A 16,528-nucleotide genomic window follows, 5' to 3' on the forward strand; every position below is an offset into this window, starting at 1 on the left:
GGTTTGGAGCCTATTCGATCAGAAGGCCGGCTTGCGTCGCGTCGCCGGCGAGCGCCTCGGCCAGCGCCGGCTGATCGCCTTGGCCGAATATCGCCGCGCGGACGCCTGTGTCGGCGAGCATGGCCGGGAAGGCTTCGTCCACGACGCCATCGGCCGCCAGTGCTTGCGCGCTTCTCGTACCGCGCGCCGCGGCGACCGACTTTATGAGATAGCAGCGCTCGGCGCCGAGCTTGCCGGCAAGCCAGAGCGCCAGGCTGTCGGAGGTCAGCCGCCAGGTGGCCTCGATATCGGTGCGTTCGGCGATCAGCGCCGACGGCGCCCAGAGCGCGACGAGACCGCGGCCGAGGATTGCGCGCAAGACCGCTTCCGTGGTGCCCACTTCGAAGCCAGGCCGCACACCCGCAACGGCCCAGGCCAGCTGGTCCATGGCAAGCAGCGCCATGCGATGGGCGGACGCCTCGCCGAATCCGAGCTGCTGCTGACAAGTGCGCACTTCGTCGGCGAGCGCTCCTCCCCCCGGCACGATCACCACGGGGGTCTGGGCCTCGGCAATAACCTCGAGCCAGGAGGCAAGCGCGCCTGAGCGGACAACGCTGCCGCCAAGCTTGACCACGATGGGACGGGCCGTAGACGCGCGCAGGACGGACGCGGCTCTTTGCGGCGCGGCGTCCATCTCAGTCCTCCCGCTTCCTCCGGACGATCTCGACGCCAACGGCGCCGGGGTCCTTGTCGAGCTTCTCGATGACGACCTTGACCCAGGCCGTGCGCGGATGGGCCAGGCAATGCTGAGCTACTTCCTCGGCCAAGGTCTCAACCAGATTGATGTGTCCGCGCGCGATGATCTCTTTGATGCCGTTGATGACGTAGTCGTAATCGAGGGTTCGTGCGATGTCGTCATCGAGCGCGCCGGTGCTCGGCGCGACGTCGATATCGACGGAGAAGCGCACGCGCTGAGTCACGCCTTTCTCGTTATGGTGCACCCCGATCTCCACATCGAGCACGTAATCGTGCACGAAAATCCGGTCGAGCGTGTCGCCCGTTTCGCGCGTGGAGGACACGCGTCCCAGTCGCTGTTCCATCATTCGCTCCGGTCCTGTGGCGGCATTCGGGTCGTGCCGAAGCTCTAGCATAGAGCGGCGGCGTGCGGCTCCTGGAAACGCTGTTCGTGAGCCCGGCCCGCTGGGATCAAGGCCCGGATCCGGCGGCATGCCTCCGGATCGAGCCCGCGATCCCGCACCCCATCGCGGCACAGCGCCCCGCGAAAGCCGATCACGTCAGGCTGGAGCGCGAGCAGCGGTGCCACATGGGACGCCCGCAGAGACCCGGCGACGCCTACCATGAGCCCCGCGCGGCGTCCTGCCTCCACGAATCCTGCGATATCGTTCATCGCCATATGGTCGGGGAGCGCGCCCGTCCCCTTGCCGGCCGTGTCGAGCATCAGCCCCCGTGCGCCCGCGGCCTTCGCCGCCGCCACCGGATCGAAGGCCGGCATGGCGTCGGCGAAGAGCACGAGGATCAGCCCCGTGCGCAGGTCGAGCGCACGCAAAGCGGCAAAGCAGGCTTGCGGATCGCCGCCAGGAAGAATGCCAAGCTTCACGTCGTCAACGCCCAAGGCCGCTGTCGCTGCCACCGCTTGTGCTACGCCGTCGGGCTCCATGGGGAGATCGCCCACCGTGGCGCTCACCGGCGTGCGGCGCGCGATCCGCGCCACACACGCCTCGATAAGCTCCGGCGCGACGGCGCCCAGCGCGCCCTGCGCCGGGTCCTTGAGATCGACGATATCGGCGCCGGCGGCGAGGACCACCTCAGTCTCGGCGGGATCGCGGACGCTGGCGAGGAACCGGGTCATGAATGTCTTTGGCACGCGCCGGCAATCTGCATCAGCGGAACAGCCAATCGAGCATGCCGGGGCTGCCGCCGCCGCCGCCACCGCCGCGGCGTTGCGTTCTCTGGCGGCTTCGGCTCTGGCCGCCGAAAACGCCGTCGTTCTGGCGGCGGGCCACGGGAGCGGTTCGGCTGACTTTGCGCAGGGCCACCTCGTTGGAATGGCCGTCGGGATCGGTCACTACCACCGAAACGGCCTGCCAGGTCCAGGTGGCGGGCTTCGACCCCCAACGCTCCGGCTCGATGGAGACGACCTTGTCGGCGCGCGTGTCGATAATCGCCACATATTCCAGCTCGCCGTCCTCGCCGGCACTGCCGGCGTAGTATTTCAGCAACCCGATGCCCGACAAGGCGCCGCGCAGCAGCTTCCATTCCAGGATCTTGGGCTGGCCCTGACCGAACATTTCGATCTCGGCGCGCAAGCCGCGGTAGTCCGGGTTGGTGGCAATGTAGCGGCCGGGCGACGCCTCGCTAACGACCCAGCCGTCCACGGGCTCGCCGAGCGGCTGGCCGGTGTCCGCGGGCACCTCTTGATCGAGACGGACGAGCGCGGCGCGGGCTTCGGCCTGGAACGGGTCCTTGGTCAGGGCCTTTTGATAATCGTAGATGGCGTCGCCGACGCGCTCCTCAGCCTCGTAGATGTTGCCGCGGATGCGCAAGGCGAGCGGATCGCCGAGGCTTAAGAAAAGCGCCTGGTTGACGTCGGTCAAGGCTTCGCCCGGCGCTTCCTGGTTCAGCTTCACCTCGGCGCGCATGGCGAAGGCCTTGGCGTTTTTAGGATCCATCTCGATGGCGCGGTTGTAATCGCCGATGGCGTCGTCGTAGCGGTTGTTCTTGGCGAACAGCACGCCGCGCTCCACGTAAGCTTCGATCAAATTGGGGTCGAGTTCGAGCGCCCGGTCGAAGTCGGCGATCGCTTCACGGAATTTGTTCTCTGCGGCGTAGGCTTCGGCGCGCAGCAGCACGAGCTTGGGCTGTGGCCGGTCGGGCTCCAAATCGAGCGCTTGAGTGGCGTCCTCCGCCGCTTCGCCGTAATTGCCGATGGCGAAATGGGCTTCGGCGCGATTGCGGTAGGCGGCGGCATATTTCTGGTCGAGCGCGATGGCGCGGGTCAGATCGCGCAAGGCCGCATGATAGCGGTCGAGCTCTGTGTGCGCGCGCCCGCGGCCGTTGAAGGGCGCAGGGCTCTTGGGCAGAAGCGTCGTGGCGTTGCGGAAGGACTGGAACGCCGCCTCATAGTCATGCAAGGCGGCATAGGCATTACCGCGGTTGTTGTAGGCGGCGCCGTAGGCGGGCTGAAGCTGAATCGCGCGGTCGAAGTCCTTGATGGCCTCCTCAGGATGCCCGAGATCCATCAGCGCGTTGCCGCGGTTGTTGTAGACGGTGGCACTTTCCGGCGAGAGCTGAATGGACTCGTTGAAATCGTCGACCGCTTCCCGGGTCTGCTTCATGCGCCATTTGGCGACGCCGCGATCGCTGTAGATGCTGGCCTGGACGAATTTGGAGACATCCGGCGTGGCCAGGGCCTCGTCGTAGAGAGAAACCGCGCGCTCGAACTGCCCACGGATCATGGCCGCGGCGCCTTCGCGGGCGCGCAGCAGAACCTGATCCTCGGCCTGGGCCGCGCCCACCACGGCCACGACTGTAGCGGCGGCGAGGGTCAGACAAATTTTCGCGCGAAAGGATGCCATGGCGGCGTCGGCTCGGCCTCTCCCAGGGGTTATAACCCTTCATGTCCCCCATAACGTTGGAGTGTGTCAATAAACGGTCACTCTTCGCTTTGGGGGCCGTCCACAGGCTTCGGTCAGCCTTGCGCCCGGCCGCTTTCCAGGCCCCGCAAGACCTGAGGCAGTGTCTCCGGAAGATCCTCGGCGATGAGCCCTGGCCCGAAGATTTTGGCCGCCTGGCCGTGCATCCATACCGCCGCGCTCGCCGCGAGAAAGCCCGTCATGCCTTGGGCCAGGAGGCCGAGAACCATGCCCCCCAGCACGTCGCCGGAGCCTGCCGTGGCGAGCCAGGGGGTACCGTTGGCATCGATGGCGGCCTCGCCGCTTGGCGCGGCAATCACCGTGTCGGCGCCTTTGAGAACCACGGTCGCGCCGGCCTGAGACGCGGCGGTGCGCGATTTCTCGACCTTCGACTTTCCCGCGACATCGCCGAACAGGCGGGCGAACTCGCCCTCATGCGGGGTCATCACCACAGGTGCTTCACGCGCATGAATCGCGTTGAACAGCGTCTCCTTGTCGTCGGCGAACGATGTCAGCGCGTCGGCGTCGAGCACCACCGCCGGCCCGGCTTTGAGCGCCGCGAGCACCATGGCCTTCGTCTCTTCGCCGACACCGTGGCCCGGGCCGATGAGAAAGGCATTCTTGCGCGGATCGGCAAGCAGCGCGGCGATCCCTTGGGGCCCGTCCGCCTCGCGCACCATGATCGCGGTGAGCTGTGCCGCGTTCACGGCGAGCGCGTCGCGCGGCGAGGCGACGGTAACGAGCCCAGCGCCGGCCCTTAGCGCACCGCGCGCGGCGAGCCGCGCGGCCCCGGTCGACTCCATGGGACCGGAGGCGACCAGTGCGTGACCGCGCAGATATTTGTGTCCCTCCTCCGTGGGCCACGGGAATTCGGCAAGCCACAAGCCGGGCTCATTGGCGAAGGTGTTAGGCTTCACCGTTTCCAGAACGGACGCTGGAATGCCGATATCGACAACACGCACCGCGCCGCAGCAAAGCCGGCCCGGCAGCAGGAGATGCCCAGGCTTGCGCCGGAAGAAGGTGACCGTGGCGACGGCACGCATCGCCGTGCCGCGGACGGCGCCGGTCGTGCCGTCGATGCCGCTCGGCACGTCGATGGCGACGATCGGCGCCCCGCATTCATTGGCTTCCTCGATCAGCGCGGCAAGCCTGCCTTCGATCGGCCGCGCGAGCCCTGCCCCGAACAGCCCGTCGACGATCACTTCGGCGTCGGCGAGTAGATCGGTGCCCAGCGGGCCGACGGCGCCCTTGAACCGTCCCGCCATGTGAGCGGCATCGGCCGGGAGCTTGGCCGGATCGCCATCGAAGCCGAGGCGCACGCGATAACCGCGCTCCAGGAGATGCCGCGCCGCGACGAAGCCGTCGCCGCCGTTGTTGCCGGGACCGCACAGCACCGCGACAGTCGAGGCATCGGGAAACCGCGCCGAGATCTCATCGGCGACGCCGAGGCCCGCATTCTCCATGAGCATGGCGCCGGGTACGCCGCTCTCGATGGTGAGACGGTCGGCGCGTCCCATTTCCTCCGCGGTCAACAGCTCAAGCATGGCTTTGCCTTCCGCCGGACATGCGTTCTGGTTCCGCCGCGCGCATTTCTGCACGAATATTAGGCGAGCCGCCTATATAGTGGGCACACTCCCAATTCATTTCGCCTTCACAATTTGCGATTAGGCGATAGGGTGCTGGAATCATTTGAATAACTTTCGCACATAAAGTTGGCACATTGCGTGCTTTGGCTGGCGCGTAGTGCTTTTAATTGGCGGCGCGACTTCGCGGCGAAGGGCTGCTGTGCGTTGCTGGGAGGTATCACGAAGAATGAAAAAGATTGAAGCGATCATCAAGCCCTTCAAGCTCGATGAGGTGAAGGAAGCCCTGCAAGAGATTGGGCTTCAAGGCATCACTGTAACCGAGGCCAAGGGGTTCGGCCGGCAGAAGGGGCACACCGAACTTTACCGCGGCGCCGAGTATGTCGTTGATTTCCTGCCCAAAGTGAAGCTTGAGCTCGTGCTTGGCGACAACATGGTGGAAAAAGCCGTCGAAGCCATCATCGCCTCGGCCAAGACGGGGCGTATCGGCGATGGAAAGATTTTCGTCTCCAACGTTGAGGAAGCCGTGCGCATCCGGACGGGCGAGACCGGAAACGATGCTATCTGACGGGGGACGGCCTGGAGAAGTTCAGACTATAGAAGTTCAGACTATAAATGGAAGCAACCTAACAGCCGCCCCCCTCAATGGGCAGCTTAAGCACGCATGACAGGGAGTGGACATGGCAGACGCAAAGACCATTGCTAAGAAGCTCAAAGACGAGGAGATCAAGTTCGTCGATCTGCGCTTCACCGATCCGCGGGGGAAGTTGCAGCACGTGACGATGGACTCGGCCCTCATGGACGAAGAGGCTTTTGCAGAGGGCGTGATGTTCGACGGTTCGTCGATCGCCGGTTGGAAGGCGATCAACGAGTCGGACATGAAGCTCATGCCGGACTGCAACTCGGCGGTGATCGACCCGTTTTTCGCGCAGAGCACGCTGGCCGTGTTCTGCGACGTGCTCGAGCCGCTCACCAACGAGCCCTATGAGCGCGATCCGCGTTCCATCGCCGGCAAGGCGCAAGCCTATATGCAGCAGACGGGTGTAGGCGACACGGCCGTGTTCGGACCCGAGGCCGAGTTCTTCGTCTTCGACGACGTACGCTTCACCGCAGAGCCCTATAGCTGCGGCTACCGCATCGACTCCACGGAGCTGCCGTCAAACATGGGCACCGAGTACGAGATGGGCAATCTCGGCCACCGGCCGCGCACCAAGGGCGGCTACTTCCCCGTGCCGCCGGTCGATTCCGCGCAAGACCTGCGCTCGGAGATGCTTTCGGTGATGTCGGAGATGGGCGTCAGCACCGAAAAGCACCACCACGAGGTGGGCGCCGCCCAGCACGAGCTCGGCATCAAGTTCGGCCCGATCATCCAGACCGGCGACGCGATGCAGATCTATAAATACGTGATCCACAACGTGGCGCATGTCTACGGCAAGACCGCGACCTTCATGCCGAAGCCGGTATTCGGCGACAACGGCTCGGGCATGCACACCCATCAGTCGATCTGGAAGGACGGCAGCCCGATCTTCGCCGGCGACAAATACGCCGACCTGTCGGACACGGCGCTGCACTACATTGCCGGTATCCTGAAACACGCCAAGGCGCTGAACGCCTTCACCAACCCGAGCACCAACTCCTATAAGCGTCTGGTGCCCGGTTACGAGGCGCCGGTGCTGCTGGCCTACTCCTCGCGCAACCGCTCCGCTTCGTGCCGCATTCCGCTCGGCACGGGTCCGAAGTCCAAGCGCGTCGAGGTGCGCTTCCCCGATCCGACCGCGAATCCGTATCTCGCCTTCGCCGCCATGCTCATGGCCGGCCTCGACGGCATCGAGAACAAGCTCGATCCGGGCGATCCGATCGACAAGAACCTGTACGATCTGCCGCCGGAGGAGCTCGAGAAGGTGCCGACCGTATGCGGGTCGCTGCGCGAAGCTTGCGAGTCGCTGGACGCCGACCGCGCCTTCCTCAAGAAGGGGAACGTGTTCACCGACGACGCGATCGACGCCTATCTGGAGCTGAAGATGGAAGAGGTGGAGCGCTTCGAGATGATGCCCCACCCGATCGAGTTCGACATGTATTACAGCGTCTAGGCCGCTTCAGGCTTAGACCGTTCAAACGAAGATGGGACGGCCGCTTATTGGGCGGCCGCCCCTCTTTCGCCCGGCCTTGCAGAACCTTTAGCCCTTTTCCTCCCGCGTTCCCCCGTCGGACGCGGGAAGCCATTGGTCCTTGCCAGGCTCCCCCAAAACTCCCGAGCCTTGCGGCTACATCAAATAAAACACCCCGTAGATCAGAGCCCCGCCGCCGCCCAAGACCAGCCACGATTTGTTGTCGCGGTACCAATCGTCCATCATCGAGGGCAGGCCGAAGATCACGAAGCGGCCGAGCGACAGGGTGATAAACGCCGCAATCAGGCCGAGCACCCATAGCGACAGGTTCGTCTGCGGCGCGCCCTGCCCCGCATCGACCAACATCATGCTCGCATTGCTCGTGCCGAGATTGACGGCGCCCCAAATAGCCGCGGCCGCCGCTCCCATCAGCATGGCGTATCGAATCAACATGCCGCGCAAATTCCCCTCGATTTGGGATGAATTTTAGCGACACGCAGGTAAAGAAACGGAAAAGCCGTAGACTTAAACGGGGGTTTAACGGTGACCCAAAACGCTCACGCCGCCTTCCACTTGATGGAGCAGCCGATGGACGCCGTCTGGGCTCGCGGGCCTTGGCCAGTCTCGGCGACTTGTTTCATCGCCTCGAACAATTCGCGGCGCACATCGGGCCCCGCGGGATCGCGCCCGCTCTCGTCGAGCCGGCCACGATACTGAAGTTCCAGGTCCTTGTTGAAGCCGAAAAAGTCCGGCGTGCAGACGGCATCGTAGGCGCGGGCCACGTCTTGGCTTTCGTCATGGAGATAGGGAAAGGTGAAGCCGTGTTCTTGCGCGAAGTCCTTCATGGGCTCGAAGGAGTCGTCCGGATGCGTGGTCGCGTCGTTGGAGCAGATGGTCACGGTGTTGACGCCGAGCGCCTTCAGCTCCGTGGCGTCGCGCACGAGGCGGTCGATCACCGCTTTGACATAGGGGCAGTGATTGCAGATGAACACGACGAGCGTGCCGTTCGGACCTTTCAGCTCCTGCAAGCCGTAGGTCTTGCCGTCGACACCTGGAAGCGTGAATTCGGGCGCCTTCCAGCCGAAATCGCAGACGGGGGTATGCTCAGCCACACGGGGTCTCCTCTTCGCAAATCTGTCATGGCCGCCCACTAGCTTCGGGGCTGGCCTTGTGCCTAATGCTAGCGCATGGGCCGGTCCGGATCAAAACCAGACAAGCTAGGGGAAAGACCGACAGGATGAGGCGATTTCTTCTGACGCTCGGTGTGTCGGTGGCATTTTGCGTGCCGGCGGCCATCGGCCTTCCCGTGAGCGCGGCCTTCCAGCTCGACAGCCGCTATCAGGACAAAGACGGCGACATGATCGCCGATATCCCGGCGGATGCGTCCGCGCAAGTCGATCCCTCGATGCTGATCTTCGCCTATACGCCCGTCGAGGACCCGGCGGTCTATGCCGAGGTGTGGCAGGAATTCCTCGACCATTTGACCGAGGTGACGGGCAAGCGCGTGCAATTCTTCCCCGTGCAGTCGAACGCTGCACAGATCGAGGCGATGCGCGCAGGGCGCTTGCACGTCGCGGGCTTCAACACCGGCTCGAACCCACTTGCCGTGGCGTGCGCGGGTTTCCGCCCCTTCACGATGATGGCGGGTGAGGACGGCTCGTTCGGCTACGAGATGGAGATCATCACCTATCCGGGCTCAGGCATCGAGAAGCCCGCGGACCTCAAGGGCAAGACGATGGCGTTCACCTCGGAGACGTCGAACTCCGGCTACAAGGCGCCGTCGGCTTTGCTGAAATCGGAGTTCGGCCTGAAGGCCGAGCGCGACTACACGCCGAGGTTCTCCGGCGCGCACGATACCTCGGTGCTCGGCGTCGCCAACAAGGACTATGACGCCGCGGCGGTCGCCAACTCGATCAAGGCGCGCATGATCGACCGCGGCCTCGTGGAGAAGGATCAGCTCAAGACCATCTATACATCTCAGACTTTTCCCACCACGGGCTTCGGCGTTGCCCACAATCTCACGCCGGAGCTTCAGGGGAAGATCAGGAACGCGTTCTTCTCCTTCGATTGGGAAGGCACCAAGCTGCTCGAAGAGTTCTCGAAGTCCGGCGATACCAAATTCATCCCCATCAGCTTCAAGGACGATTGGGCCGTCATCCGCCAGATCGACGAGGCGAACGGCGTCGTCTATTCCTGCAATTGACGCAACCTGTTAGCCCGGCCCACTCATGAGTTTGCGGCGCGGAGCCTTTCCCATACCATGCCGGAACCTTTGGGCCCGGATGTGAGCGATGCTGCGCGTCTCCTCTCTCAGCAAACGGTATAGGACCGGCGATCACGCGCTCAACGGCGTCTCCTTCGAGGTGCCCGCCGGGCAGGTCGTCGGGCTGATCGGGCCGTCTGGCGCGGGCAAGTCCACGCTCATCCGTTGCATCAACCGGTTGGTCGAGCCGACAAGCGGCCAGGTGCAACTCAACGACACCGACATCACGCAGCTCGGGCGCGGAGGCTTGCGCCGCGCGCGCCGGCGCATGGGCATGATCTTCCAGGAATACGCGCTGGTCGAACGGCTGAGCGTCATGGAGAACGTGCTCTCGGGGCGTCTCGGCTACGTGCCGTTCTGGCGCTCGTTCCTCCGGCGCTTTCCGCAAGCCGACGTGGACAAGGCGTTCACGCTGCTCGACCGGGTCGGGCTGACCGAGCAGGCTGACAAACGGGCCAGCGCGCTCTCCGGCGGTCAGCGGCAACGCGTGGGCATCGCCCGGGCGCTCGAGCAGGACCCCGAACTTCTACTGGTTGACGAGCCCACGGCCTCGCTCGACCCGAAGACGGCGCGGCAGATCATGCGGCTTATCTGCGAAATCTGCCGCGAGCGCACGCTGCCCGCGATCATCAGCCTGCACGACGTACTGCTGGCCAAGATGTTCGTCGATCGCATCATCGGCTTGCGCGCAGGGCAAATCGTCTTCGACGGCGCCCCGGCCGCGCTCAACACGGCCATGCTCACCGAGATCTACGGCGAAGAGGACTGGACGCAGATCCACGACGATAAGGCCGAAGACGACATTGATCTTGACGCGCATGCACGCGAGGAACGCATGGCCGGGCTCGCATGAGCACGGCACTTACTCAGCCGCACCGCTGGAAACGCCCGCCGCTCATCGCCAATCCGTGGCTGCGCTGGGGACTCTATCTCGGCGGGCTCGTCTATCTCGCCGCAGCGCTCTCCACCCTCGACGTCAATTGGGAGCGGATCGGCGAAGGCTTGAGCCAAGGCGCGCGCTTTCTCGAAGGCTTCCTCGTGCCGGACTTCACGACGCGATCCCGCGACATCTGGCGCGGCATGGAGGAGAGCCTGACCATGACGGTCACCTCCACCGTGGTCGGCTGTCTGATCTCGGTGCCGATTGGTTTGGGCGCCGCGCGCAACATCGCGCCGCTGCCGGTCTATGCGGTCTGCCGCGCCATCATCGCGCTGTCGCGCGCCTTCCAGGAAGTGATCATCGCCATCCTGTTTGTGGCAATGTTCGGCTTCGGCCCGTTCGCGGGTTTCCTCACCCTCTCCTTCGCCACGATCGGCTTCATGGCGAAATTGCTCGCCGAGGACATCGAAGACATCAACGAGGCTCAAGCAGAAGCCATCCGCGCCACCGGCGCCAATTGGTGGCAGGTGATCAATTACGGCATTCAGCCCCAGGTCATGCCCCGGCTGATCGGTCTGTCGCTCTACCGGCTCGATATCAATTTCCGCGAGAGCGCGGTCATCGGCATTGTCGGCGCAGGCGGCATCGGCGCCACGCTCAACACGGCGATGCAGCGCTACGACTACGACACGGCGGGCGCGATTTTGATCATGATCATCCTCGTCGTGCTCGCCGCCGAATATGCCTCCAGCCATTTGCGGAAATGGGTGCAGTGATGCCGGTGACTACCGTAAACGACCGGCTCCTCTGGCAGCGCCGCACACAGTTCACCCAATGGGGCATCTGGGCCGGTTGGCTGACGCTCGCGGTGCTGTTCGTCCTGTGCTGGCAGGTGATGAACAAGAACACGATCTGGCTGTTCGTCGAGGACGCGCCGCGCCAAGCGGGCGATCTTCTCGCCCGCGCCTGGCCGCCGCGCTGGTCCTATCTCGACCGGTTGTGGGGGCCCCTCTGGGACACGCTCAACATGGCCACGCTCGGCACGGCGCTCGGCCTCGTGTTGGCGACGCCTGTCGCGTTTCTCGCCGCGCGCAACACGACCCCGAGTGCGGCGCTGGTCCGGCCGGTGGCGCTCCTCGTGATCGTCGCCTCGCGCTCGATCAACTCGCTGATCTGGGCGCTGCTGCTGGTCGCCATCATTGGGCCCGGCCTGACGGCGGGCATCGTCGCCATCGCGCTGCGCTCCATCGGCTTTATCGGCAAGCTGCTCTACGAGGCGATCGAGGAGATCGACCAGGCCCAGGTCGAATCCGTCGCCGCCACCGGAGCCTCGCGCTGGCAGGTCATGGACTACGCCGTGTGGCCGCAGATCGCGCCCGCCTTCGCCGGCATCTCCGTGTTCCGCTGGGACATCAATATCCGGGAATCCACCATTCTCGGCCTGGTCGGCGCCGGGGGCATCGGGCTTCAGCTCCAGTCGTCGCTCGCCCGGCTCGCTTGGGCGGAGGTCACCGTCATCTTCATCGTCATCCTCGTGACGGTCGCCATCTCCGAATGGATTTCGGCCAAGGTCCGTGCGGCCATCATCTGACATCCACGCGCCAGGCTCTTGAAAAAGCCCCAAGCGCGTGCGAGCTAACGAACAGTTCCAAAAGTCGTTGATTCTCTCCGGATTCGCGAAGGCGACACGCCTTCCGGCATGAGGAGTCCGTCCATAGCAACCAAACGCAAATCCGTTTCCCCGGACGATTTGTTCGACGCCGCCCCGCAAAGGAGGCCGGCGACCGCCAAGGCGCCCGCGAAAAAGGCCTCCAAGGCCCGCGGAACCGGCGACGACGCCTATACGGCCGCGGACATCGAGGTGCTGGAGGGGCTCGAGCCGGTCCGGCGGCGCCCGGGCATGTATATCGGCGGCACCGACGAGAAAGCGATGCACCACCTCTTCGCCGAGGTGCTGGACAACGCCATGGACGAGGCGGTTGAGGGACATGCGAGCCGCATCGAGGTCGACCTCGACGCGGACGGGATCCTCACGGTGGCCGACAACGGCCGCGGCATCCCCATCGATCCGCATCCCAAGTTCAAGAAGAAGTCCGCGCTCGAAGTCATCATGACCACGCTGCACGCGGGCGGAAAATTCGACTCCAAGGTCTACGCCACAAGCGGCGGCCTGCACGGCGTCGGCGTGTCGGTGGCGAATGCGCTGTCCGAGTCGCTCGAGGTTGAGGTCGCGCGCGGCCAGAAGCTCTACCGGCAGAGCTATACGCGCGGCGTGCCCGATGGCCCGATCAAAAATCTCGGGCCCATCAAGAACCGGCGCGGCACACGCATCCGTTTTAAGCCGGATCCCAAAATCTTCGGCAAGGGCGCGGCCTTCAAGCCGTCACGCCTGTTCCGTATGGCGCGGTCCAAGGCCTATCTGTTCCGCGGCGTCGAGATCCGCTGGTCCTGCGCCAAGGCGCTGCTCGGCAACGACGCCGAGACGCCCGAAACGGCAGTGCTCCATTTCCCCGGCGGTCTGAAAGACTTTCTCGCCACCCGCATCGAAGGTCTGACCACCGTCACTAACGACGTGTTCGCCGGGCGCATCGAAAAGGCGCAAGGGCATGGCTCGGTCGAATGGGCGATCGCCTGGGTCAATGCCGACGGATTCTTGAACTCCTACTGCAACACCGTGCCGACGCCGGACGGCGGCACCCACGAGGCGGGTTTGCGCGCGGCGCTGACCAAGGGCCTTCGCGCCTATGGCGAACTCGCCGGGGTCAAGCGCGTGTCACAGATCACCGCCGACGACGTGCTCGGCACGGCCGCCGCCATGCTGTCGGTGTTCATCCGCGAGCCGGAGTTTCAGGGCCAAACCAAGGACCGGCTGGCAACGCAGGAAGCGGCGCGCATCGTCGAGAACACCGTGCGCGATTCCTTCGATCATTGGTTGACCGGCCATCCCAACCAAGCGAGCCGCCTGCTCGACTGGGTGGTGGATCGTTCGGAGGAGCGCTTAAGGCGGCGCAAAGAAAAAGAAGTCGGCCGGCAGACGGCGACAAGGCGCCTACGCCTCCCCGGCAAGCTTGCCGATTGCGCCTCCACGGGCGCCGAAGGCACCGAGATCTTCATTGTCGAGGGCGATTCCGCCGGAGGCTCCGCCAAGCAGGCGCGCGACCGCGCCACGCAAGCCGTGCTGCCTTTGCGCGGCAAGATCCTCAACGTGGCGAGCGCGAGTTCCGCCAAGCTTGCCGACAACCAACTCTTGAGCGATCTCATCCAGGCGCTCGGCTGTGGCACGGGCACCCGCTATAGCGAGGACGACCTGCGCTACGAGAAAGTCGTCATCATGACCGACGCCGACGTGGACGGCATGCATATCGCCTCGCTGCTCATCACCTTCTTCTATCAGGAGATGAAGGGGCTGGTCGAAGGCGGGCATCTTTATCTCGCCGTGCCTCCGCTCTTTCGCATCAGCCAGGGCGCCAAGACGCTCTACGCCCGCAACGACGCCCACAAGGATCAATTGATGGCGTCGGAGTTCAACGGGCGCGGCAAAATCGACGTGAGTCGTTTCAAGGGCTTGGGCGAGATGCTTCCAAAGCAGCTCAAAGAAACGACCATGAACCGTTCGACGCGCACGCTGCTGCGCGTGGAGATCGACGAAGAAGACCGCACCGGCACCACCAAGCTGGTCGATCAGCTTATGGGCAACAAGCCCGAAGCGCGCTTCAAGTTCATCCAGGAGCGGGCCGCTTTCGCCGAGCCGGAGGAGCTCGACATCTAGCCTCAGAGCCAGCGCGGCACGCGCTCCGTGTAAGCCCTCGCCGAATTTGCGCTCCAGATAGGCTTCCTCGCGGAGCACGACGCCGCGCTGAAGGATCAGCGCCACGGGGACGAGCAGCAGCAGGATCCATACGCTCGTCAGCACGATCGACAGACCGAAATAGACCAGCACGAAGCCGATATAGATGGGATTCCGCGTGAAGCGGTAAGGCCCCGCGGTGACCAGCGCGGCCGCCGGCTGGCCGGGCGCCACATGGGTGCCGGCGCGGCGGAACATTTGCATGGCGCGGATGGCCAGCGCGAAGCCAACCGCGACAAAAATCAGACCCACCGTGAGGCCGAGCCCATTCGGCGAGGCGAGACCCGGGCCTATGGGAACATAGCGGGTCAGGACATAGCCCAGCGCCAGCGCGGCCAGGAACAGGAGTGGCGGCTTGATCGCCACGTCGGCATAGTCGTTCGTCCTCATCCCGCGCTCCGCCCTTTGCCACCCGGATTTCACGTCTTGGGAGCCGAAAATAGCCCCATGCCGGGCTATTTACTCTGTTTCTGCGAACTTTTGCCCCTTGCGCACGCCGTTCATGCCGCCTATGTCATGGACAAGCCATCAACGGTCATAAGGCCGTAATGCTTCGATGATCACTTGCGCGAAGCCCGCGAATCGTAGCAGCAAATCTTTGCGCCTTTAGAAAGAAGACGCGTGGCCTAACAGGTCAGCGCGGTAATATTGCTAACGCATGAGCTTCTCTAATCTTGGCTTAAGCCCCAAAGTCGAAGCTGCCGTGGAAGCGGCGGGTTTCGATACACCCACCCCGATTCAAGCGACCGCCATTCCGATCGCGGTCACGGGCCGCGACGTGCTCGGCATCGCCCAGACCGGCACCGGCAAGACGGCTTCCTTCGTGTTGCCCATGCTGACGCGGCTCGAACGCGGACGCGCAAGAGCGCGGATGCCGCGGACGCTGATCCTGGAGCCGACGCGAGAACTCGCCGCCCAGGTCGCCGAAGCCTTCGAGCTCCTCGGCAAGAGCCACAAGCTGACGGTGGCGCTTCTGATCGGCGGCGTGTCCTACGACGAACAGGACAAGAAGCTCGACCGCGGCGCCGACGTGGTGATCGCGACGCCGGGCCGACTGCTCGATCACCGCGAGCGCGGCAAGCTTCTCCTCAACGGCGTCGAGATCCTGGTGGTCGACGAAGCCGATCGAATGCTCGACATGGGCTTCATTCCCGACATCGAGCGTATCTGCAAGATGCTTCCCTTCACGCGGCAGACCCTCTTTTTCTCGGCGACCATGCCGCCCGAAATCGCACGTCTCGCCGACAACTTCCTTCACAATCCCGAACGCATCGAAGTCTCGGCGCCGGCCACCGCCGCGACGACCATCGTGCAACGCCTGAAAAGGACGTCCGACGAGCCCGCCGCCAAGCGCCAGGCCCTTCGCGAGTTGATGAAGGAGGTGGCCGTCAAGAACGCCATCATCTTCTGCAACCGAAAAAAGGATGTCGGTGTCGTGTTCCGCTCGCTACAGCGCCATGGCTTCAATGTCGGTGCGCTGCATGGCGATATGGACCAGCGGCAGCGCACGGCGACATTGGACGCTTTCCGCAACGGCACGATCGCTTTTCTCGCCGCGAGCGACGTGGCGGCCCGGGGGCTCGATATTCCCGCGGTGAGCCACATTTTTAATTACGACGTGCCGGTGCACCCGGAAGACTACATACACCGCATCGGCCGCACGGGCCGCGCAGGCCTCCACGGTTTTGCCGCCATGCTGGTGACACCCAAGGACCGCAAGGCCCTGAAGGCCATCGAAGCGATGTTGCGCCAGGAGATTCCCTGGCTCGACGGCGCTCCTGTTCCCGAAGAGGCGGCGGAGGCCGAAACGTCGGATCGCGGCAATGGTCGGGGACGCCGGCGCGGTGGCCGTTCGCGGCGCGGCGGCCAGCAGTCCTCAAGCGCTTCGGGCGAGGCGAAGCCCGCCCAACGCAGCGAGGCGCCAAAGCCGGCACCAAGATCGCCCAAAGCCGCCGAAAGCAACGGCCAGGCCCCGAAGGCCGCCGAAAGCAACAGCCAGCCCTCGAAGGCGCCCGAGGCGCAAGGCAGGGACGGCCGGCGTGAAAAGCAGGCGCCGAAGGACGATTCAAGGCCCTCCGAGCAGCCCCGGGGCAAGGCTCGCGGCATGGGCGACCACGTCCCGGCCTTCATGATGCGCTCGGTCCGAGTGCCGTAGACGCCCTAGGCCTCCCAAATCCAACTCCTGTCGTGCCGGCCTTTTCCGGCATTCACGATT

At 64.5% G+C, this 16,528-nt stretch carries 15 protein-coding genes and 1 pseudogene; 8 read left to right on the plus strand and 8 right to left on the minus strand.

The window, feature by feature from the left end; all coding sequences use genetic code 11:
- Nucleotides 1–10: 10 nt before the first annotated feature.
- From ACSLE4_RS00160 to ACSLE4_RS00180, 5 genes are all read right to left on the minus strand, one after another.
- Nucleotides 11–673, minus strand: a complete 663-nt coding sequence (locus tag ACSLE4_RS00160; RefSeq protein ID WP_435902467.1) for an amino acid kinase family protein — start codon at nt 671–673, stop codon at nt 11–13.
- A 1-nt stretch (nt 674) separates the two neighbouring features.
- Nucleotides 675–1,082 (minus strand): dihydroneopterin aldolase, encoded by a 408-nt coding sequence (locus tag ACSLE4_RS00165; RefSeq protein WP_435902468.1) that lies wholly within the window; start codon nt 1,080–1,082, stop codon nt 675–677.
- 41 nt (nt 1,083–1,123) lie between these two features.
- Nucleotides 1,124–1,849 carry a (5-formylfuran-3-yl)methyl phosphate synthase gene (locus ACSLE4_RS00170; RefSeq protein ID WP_435902469.1) on the minus strand — a complete coding sequence of 242 codons (726 nt, stop codon included), beginning with the start codon at nt 1,847–1,849 and terminating at the stop codon, nt 1,124–1,126.
- A 31-nt stretch (nt 1,850–1,880) separates the two neighbouring features.
- Complete coding sequence (locus ACSLE4_RS00175; protein WP_435902470.1) at nt 1,881–3,575, minus strand: tetratricopeptide repeat protein; 1,695 nt, start codon at nt 3,573–3,575, stop codon at nt 1,881–1,883.
- A gap of 113 nt (nt 3,576–3,688) precedes the next feature.
- A complete protein-coding gene (locus tag ACSLE4_RS00180; protein WP_435902471.1) occupies nt 3,689–5,176 on the minus strand; it encodes an NAD(P)H-hydrate dehydratase in 1,488 nt (495 codons plus the stop codon).
- Between the two features lie 268 nt (nt 5,177–5,444).
- Here ACSLE4_RS00180 and ACSLE4_RS00185 point away from each other — a divergent pair, with 268 nt between their 5' ends.
- Nucleotides 5,445–5,783 carry a P-II family nitrogen regulator gene (locus ACSLE4_RS00185; protein ID WP_435902472.1) on the plus strand — a complete coding sequence of 113 codons (339 nt, stop codon included), beginning with the start codon at nt 5,445–5,447 and terminating at the stop codon, nt 5,781–5,783.
- A gap of 112 nt (nt 5,784–5,895) precedes the next feature.
- Complete coding sequence (glnA, locus tag ACSLE4_RS00190) at nt 5,896–7,305, plus strand: type I glutamate--ammonia ligase (protein WP_435902473.1); 1,410 nt, start codon at nt 5,896–5,898, stop codon at nt 7,303–7,305.
- A gap of 174 nt (nt 7,306–7,479) precedes the next feature.
- Here the strand turns inward: glnA and ACSLE4_RS00195 are convergent, their stop codons facing one another.
- Nucleotides 7,480–7,776, minus strand: coding sequence for a hypothetical protein (locus ACSLE4_RS00195; RefSeq protein ID WP_435902474.1), 297 nt, complete (start codon nt 7,774–7,776; stop codon nt 7,480–7,482).
- A gap of 104 nt (nt 7,777–7,880) precedes the next feature.
- Complete coding sequence (locus ACSLE4_RS00200) at nt 7,881–8,435, minus strand: thioredoxin family protein (RefSeq protein WP_435902475.1); 555 nt, start codon at nt 8,433–8,435, stop codon at nt 7,881–7,883.
- Nucleotides 8,436–8,560: 125 nt separating this feature from the next.
- Between ACSLE4_RS00200 and phnD the strand changes: the two genes are divergently transcribed.
- The 5 genes from phnD (at nt 8,561) to parE (ending at nt 14,235) form a co-directional block, all read left to right on the plus strand.
- Nucleotides 8,561–9,526, plus strand: coding sequence for a phosphate/phosphite/phosphonate ABC transporter substrate-binding protein (gene phnD / locus ACSLE4_RS00205; protein WP_435902476.1), 966 nt, complete (start codon nt 8,561–8,563; stop codon nt 9,524–9,526).
- 88 nt (nt 9,527–9,614) lie between these two features.
- Nucleotides 9,615–10,439 carry a phosphonate ABC transporter ATP-binding protein gene (gene phnC, locus ACSLE4_RS00210; RefSeq protein ID WP_435902477.1) on the plus strand — a complete coding sequence of 275 codons (825 nt, stop codon included), beginning with the start codon at nt 9,615–9,617 and terminating at the stop codon, nt 10,437–10,439.
- On the plus strand, nt 10,436–11,242 hold the full coding sequence (gene phnE, locus ACSLE4_RS00215) for a phosphonate ABC transporter, permease protein PhnE (protein ID WP_435902478.1): 807 nt from the start codon (nt 10,436–10,438) through the stop codon (nt 11,240–11,242). Before phnC ends, phnE (ACSLE4_RS00215) begins: the two co-directional genes overlap by 4 nt.
- A complete protein-coding gene (phnE, locus tag ACSLE4_RS00220) occupies nt 11,242–12,057 on the plus strand; it encodes a phosphonate ABC transporter, permease protein PhnE (RefSeq protein ID WP_435902479.1) in 816 nt (271 codons plus the stop codon). Before phnE (ACSLE4_RS00215) ends, phnE (ACSLE4_RS00220) begins: the two co-directional genes overlap by 1 nt.
- A gap of 108 nt (nt 12,058–12,165) precedes the next feature.
- Nucleotides 12,166–14,235 carry a DNA topoisomerase IV subunit B gene (gene parE, locus ACSLE4_RS00225; RefSeq protein WP_435902480.1) on the plus strand — a complete coding sequence of 690 codons (2,070 nt, stop codon included), beginning with the start codon at nt 12,166–12,168 and terminating at the stop codon, nt 14,233–14,235.
- Nucleotides 14,236–14,331: 96 nt separating this feature from the next.
- Here the strand turns inward: parE and ACSLE4_RS00230 are convergent.
- A pseudogene (locus ACSLE4_RS00230) lies at nt 14,332–14,703 on the minus strand (methyltransferase family protein); the annotation flags it as partial.
- Nucleotides 14,704–14,971: 268 nt separating this feature from the next.
- Here ACSLE4_RS00230 and ACSLE4_RS00235 point away from each other — a divergent pair.
- Nucleotides 14,972–16,468: a DEAD/DEAH box helicase gene (locus ACSLE4_RS00235; protein ID WP_435902481.1), complete on the plus strand. Its 1,497-nt coding sequence runs from the start codon at nt 14,972–14,974 to the stop codon at nt 16,466–16,468.
- The last annotated feature ends 60 nt before the right edge of the window (nt 16,469–16,528 follow it).

The organism is Methyloceanibacter sp., from assembly GCF_051306395.1.
Taxonomy (GTDB): domain Bacteria; phylum Pseudomonadota; class Alphaproteobacteria; order Rhizobiales; family Methyloligellaceae; genus Methyloceanibacter.

Coding starts and splice junctions, on each gene's coding strand:
- glnA (WP_435902473.1), top strand. CDS start 5,896: ATGGCAGACGCAAAGACCATTGCTAAGAAGCTCAAAGACGAGGAGATC.
- phnC (WP_435902477.1), top strand. CDS start 9,615: ATGCTGCGCGTCTCCTCTCTCAGCAAACGGTATAGGACCGGCGATCAC.
- phnE (WP_435902478.1), top strand. CDS start 10,436: ATGAGCACGGCACTTACTCAGCCGCACCGCTGGAAACGCCCGCCGCTC.
- ACSLE4_RS00185 (WP_435902472.1), top strand. CDS start 5,445: ATGAAAAAGATTGAAGCGATCATCAAGCCCTTCAAGCTCGATGAGGTG.
- ACSLE4_RS00195 (WP_435902474.1), bottom strand. CDS start 7,776: ATGTTGATTCGATACGCCATGCTGATGGGAGCGGCGGCCGCGGCTATT.
- phnE (WP_435902479.1), top strand. CDS start 11,242: ATGCCGGTGACTACCGTAAACGACCGGCTCCTCTGGCAGCGCCGCACA.
- ACSLE4_RS00180 (WP_435902471.1), bottom strand. CDS start 5,176: ATGCTTGAGCTGTTGACCGCGGAGGAAATGGGACGCGCCGACCGTCTC.
- ACSLE4_RS00175 (WP_435902470.1), bottom strand. CDS start 3,575: ATGGCATCCTTTCGCGCGAAAATTTGTCTGACCCTCGCCGCCGCTACA.
- ACSLE4_RS00160 (WP_435902467.1), bottom strand. CDS start 673: ATGGACGCCGCGCCGCAAAGAGCCGCGTCCGTCCTGCGCGCGTCTACG.
- ACSLE4_RS00170 (WP_435902469.1), bottom strand. CDS start 1,849: ATGACCCGGTTCCTCGCCAGCGTCCGCGATCCCGCCGAGACTGAGGTG.
- phnD (WP_435902476.1), top strand. CDS start 8,561: ATGAGGCGATTTCTTCTGACGCTCGGTGTGTCGGTGGCATTTTGCGTG.
- ACSLE4_RS00235 (WP_435902481.1), top strand. CDS start 14,972: ATGAGCTTCTCTAATCTTGGCTTAAGCCCCAAAGTCGAAGCTGCCGTG.
- parE (WP_435902480.1), top strand. CDS start 12,166: ATGAGGAGTCCGTCCATAGCAACCAAACGCAAATCCGTTTCCCCGGAC.
- ACSLE4_RS00165 (WP_435902468.1), bottom strand. CDS start 1,082: ATGATGGAACAGCGACTGGGACGCGTGTCCTCCACGCGCGAAACGGGC.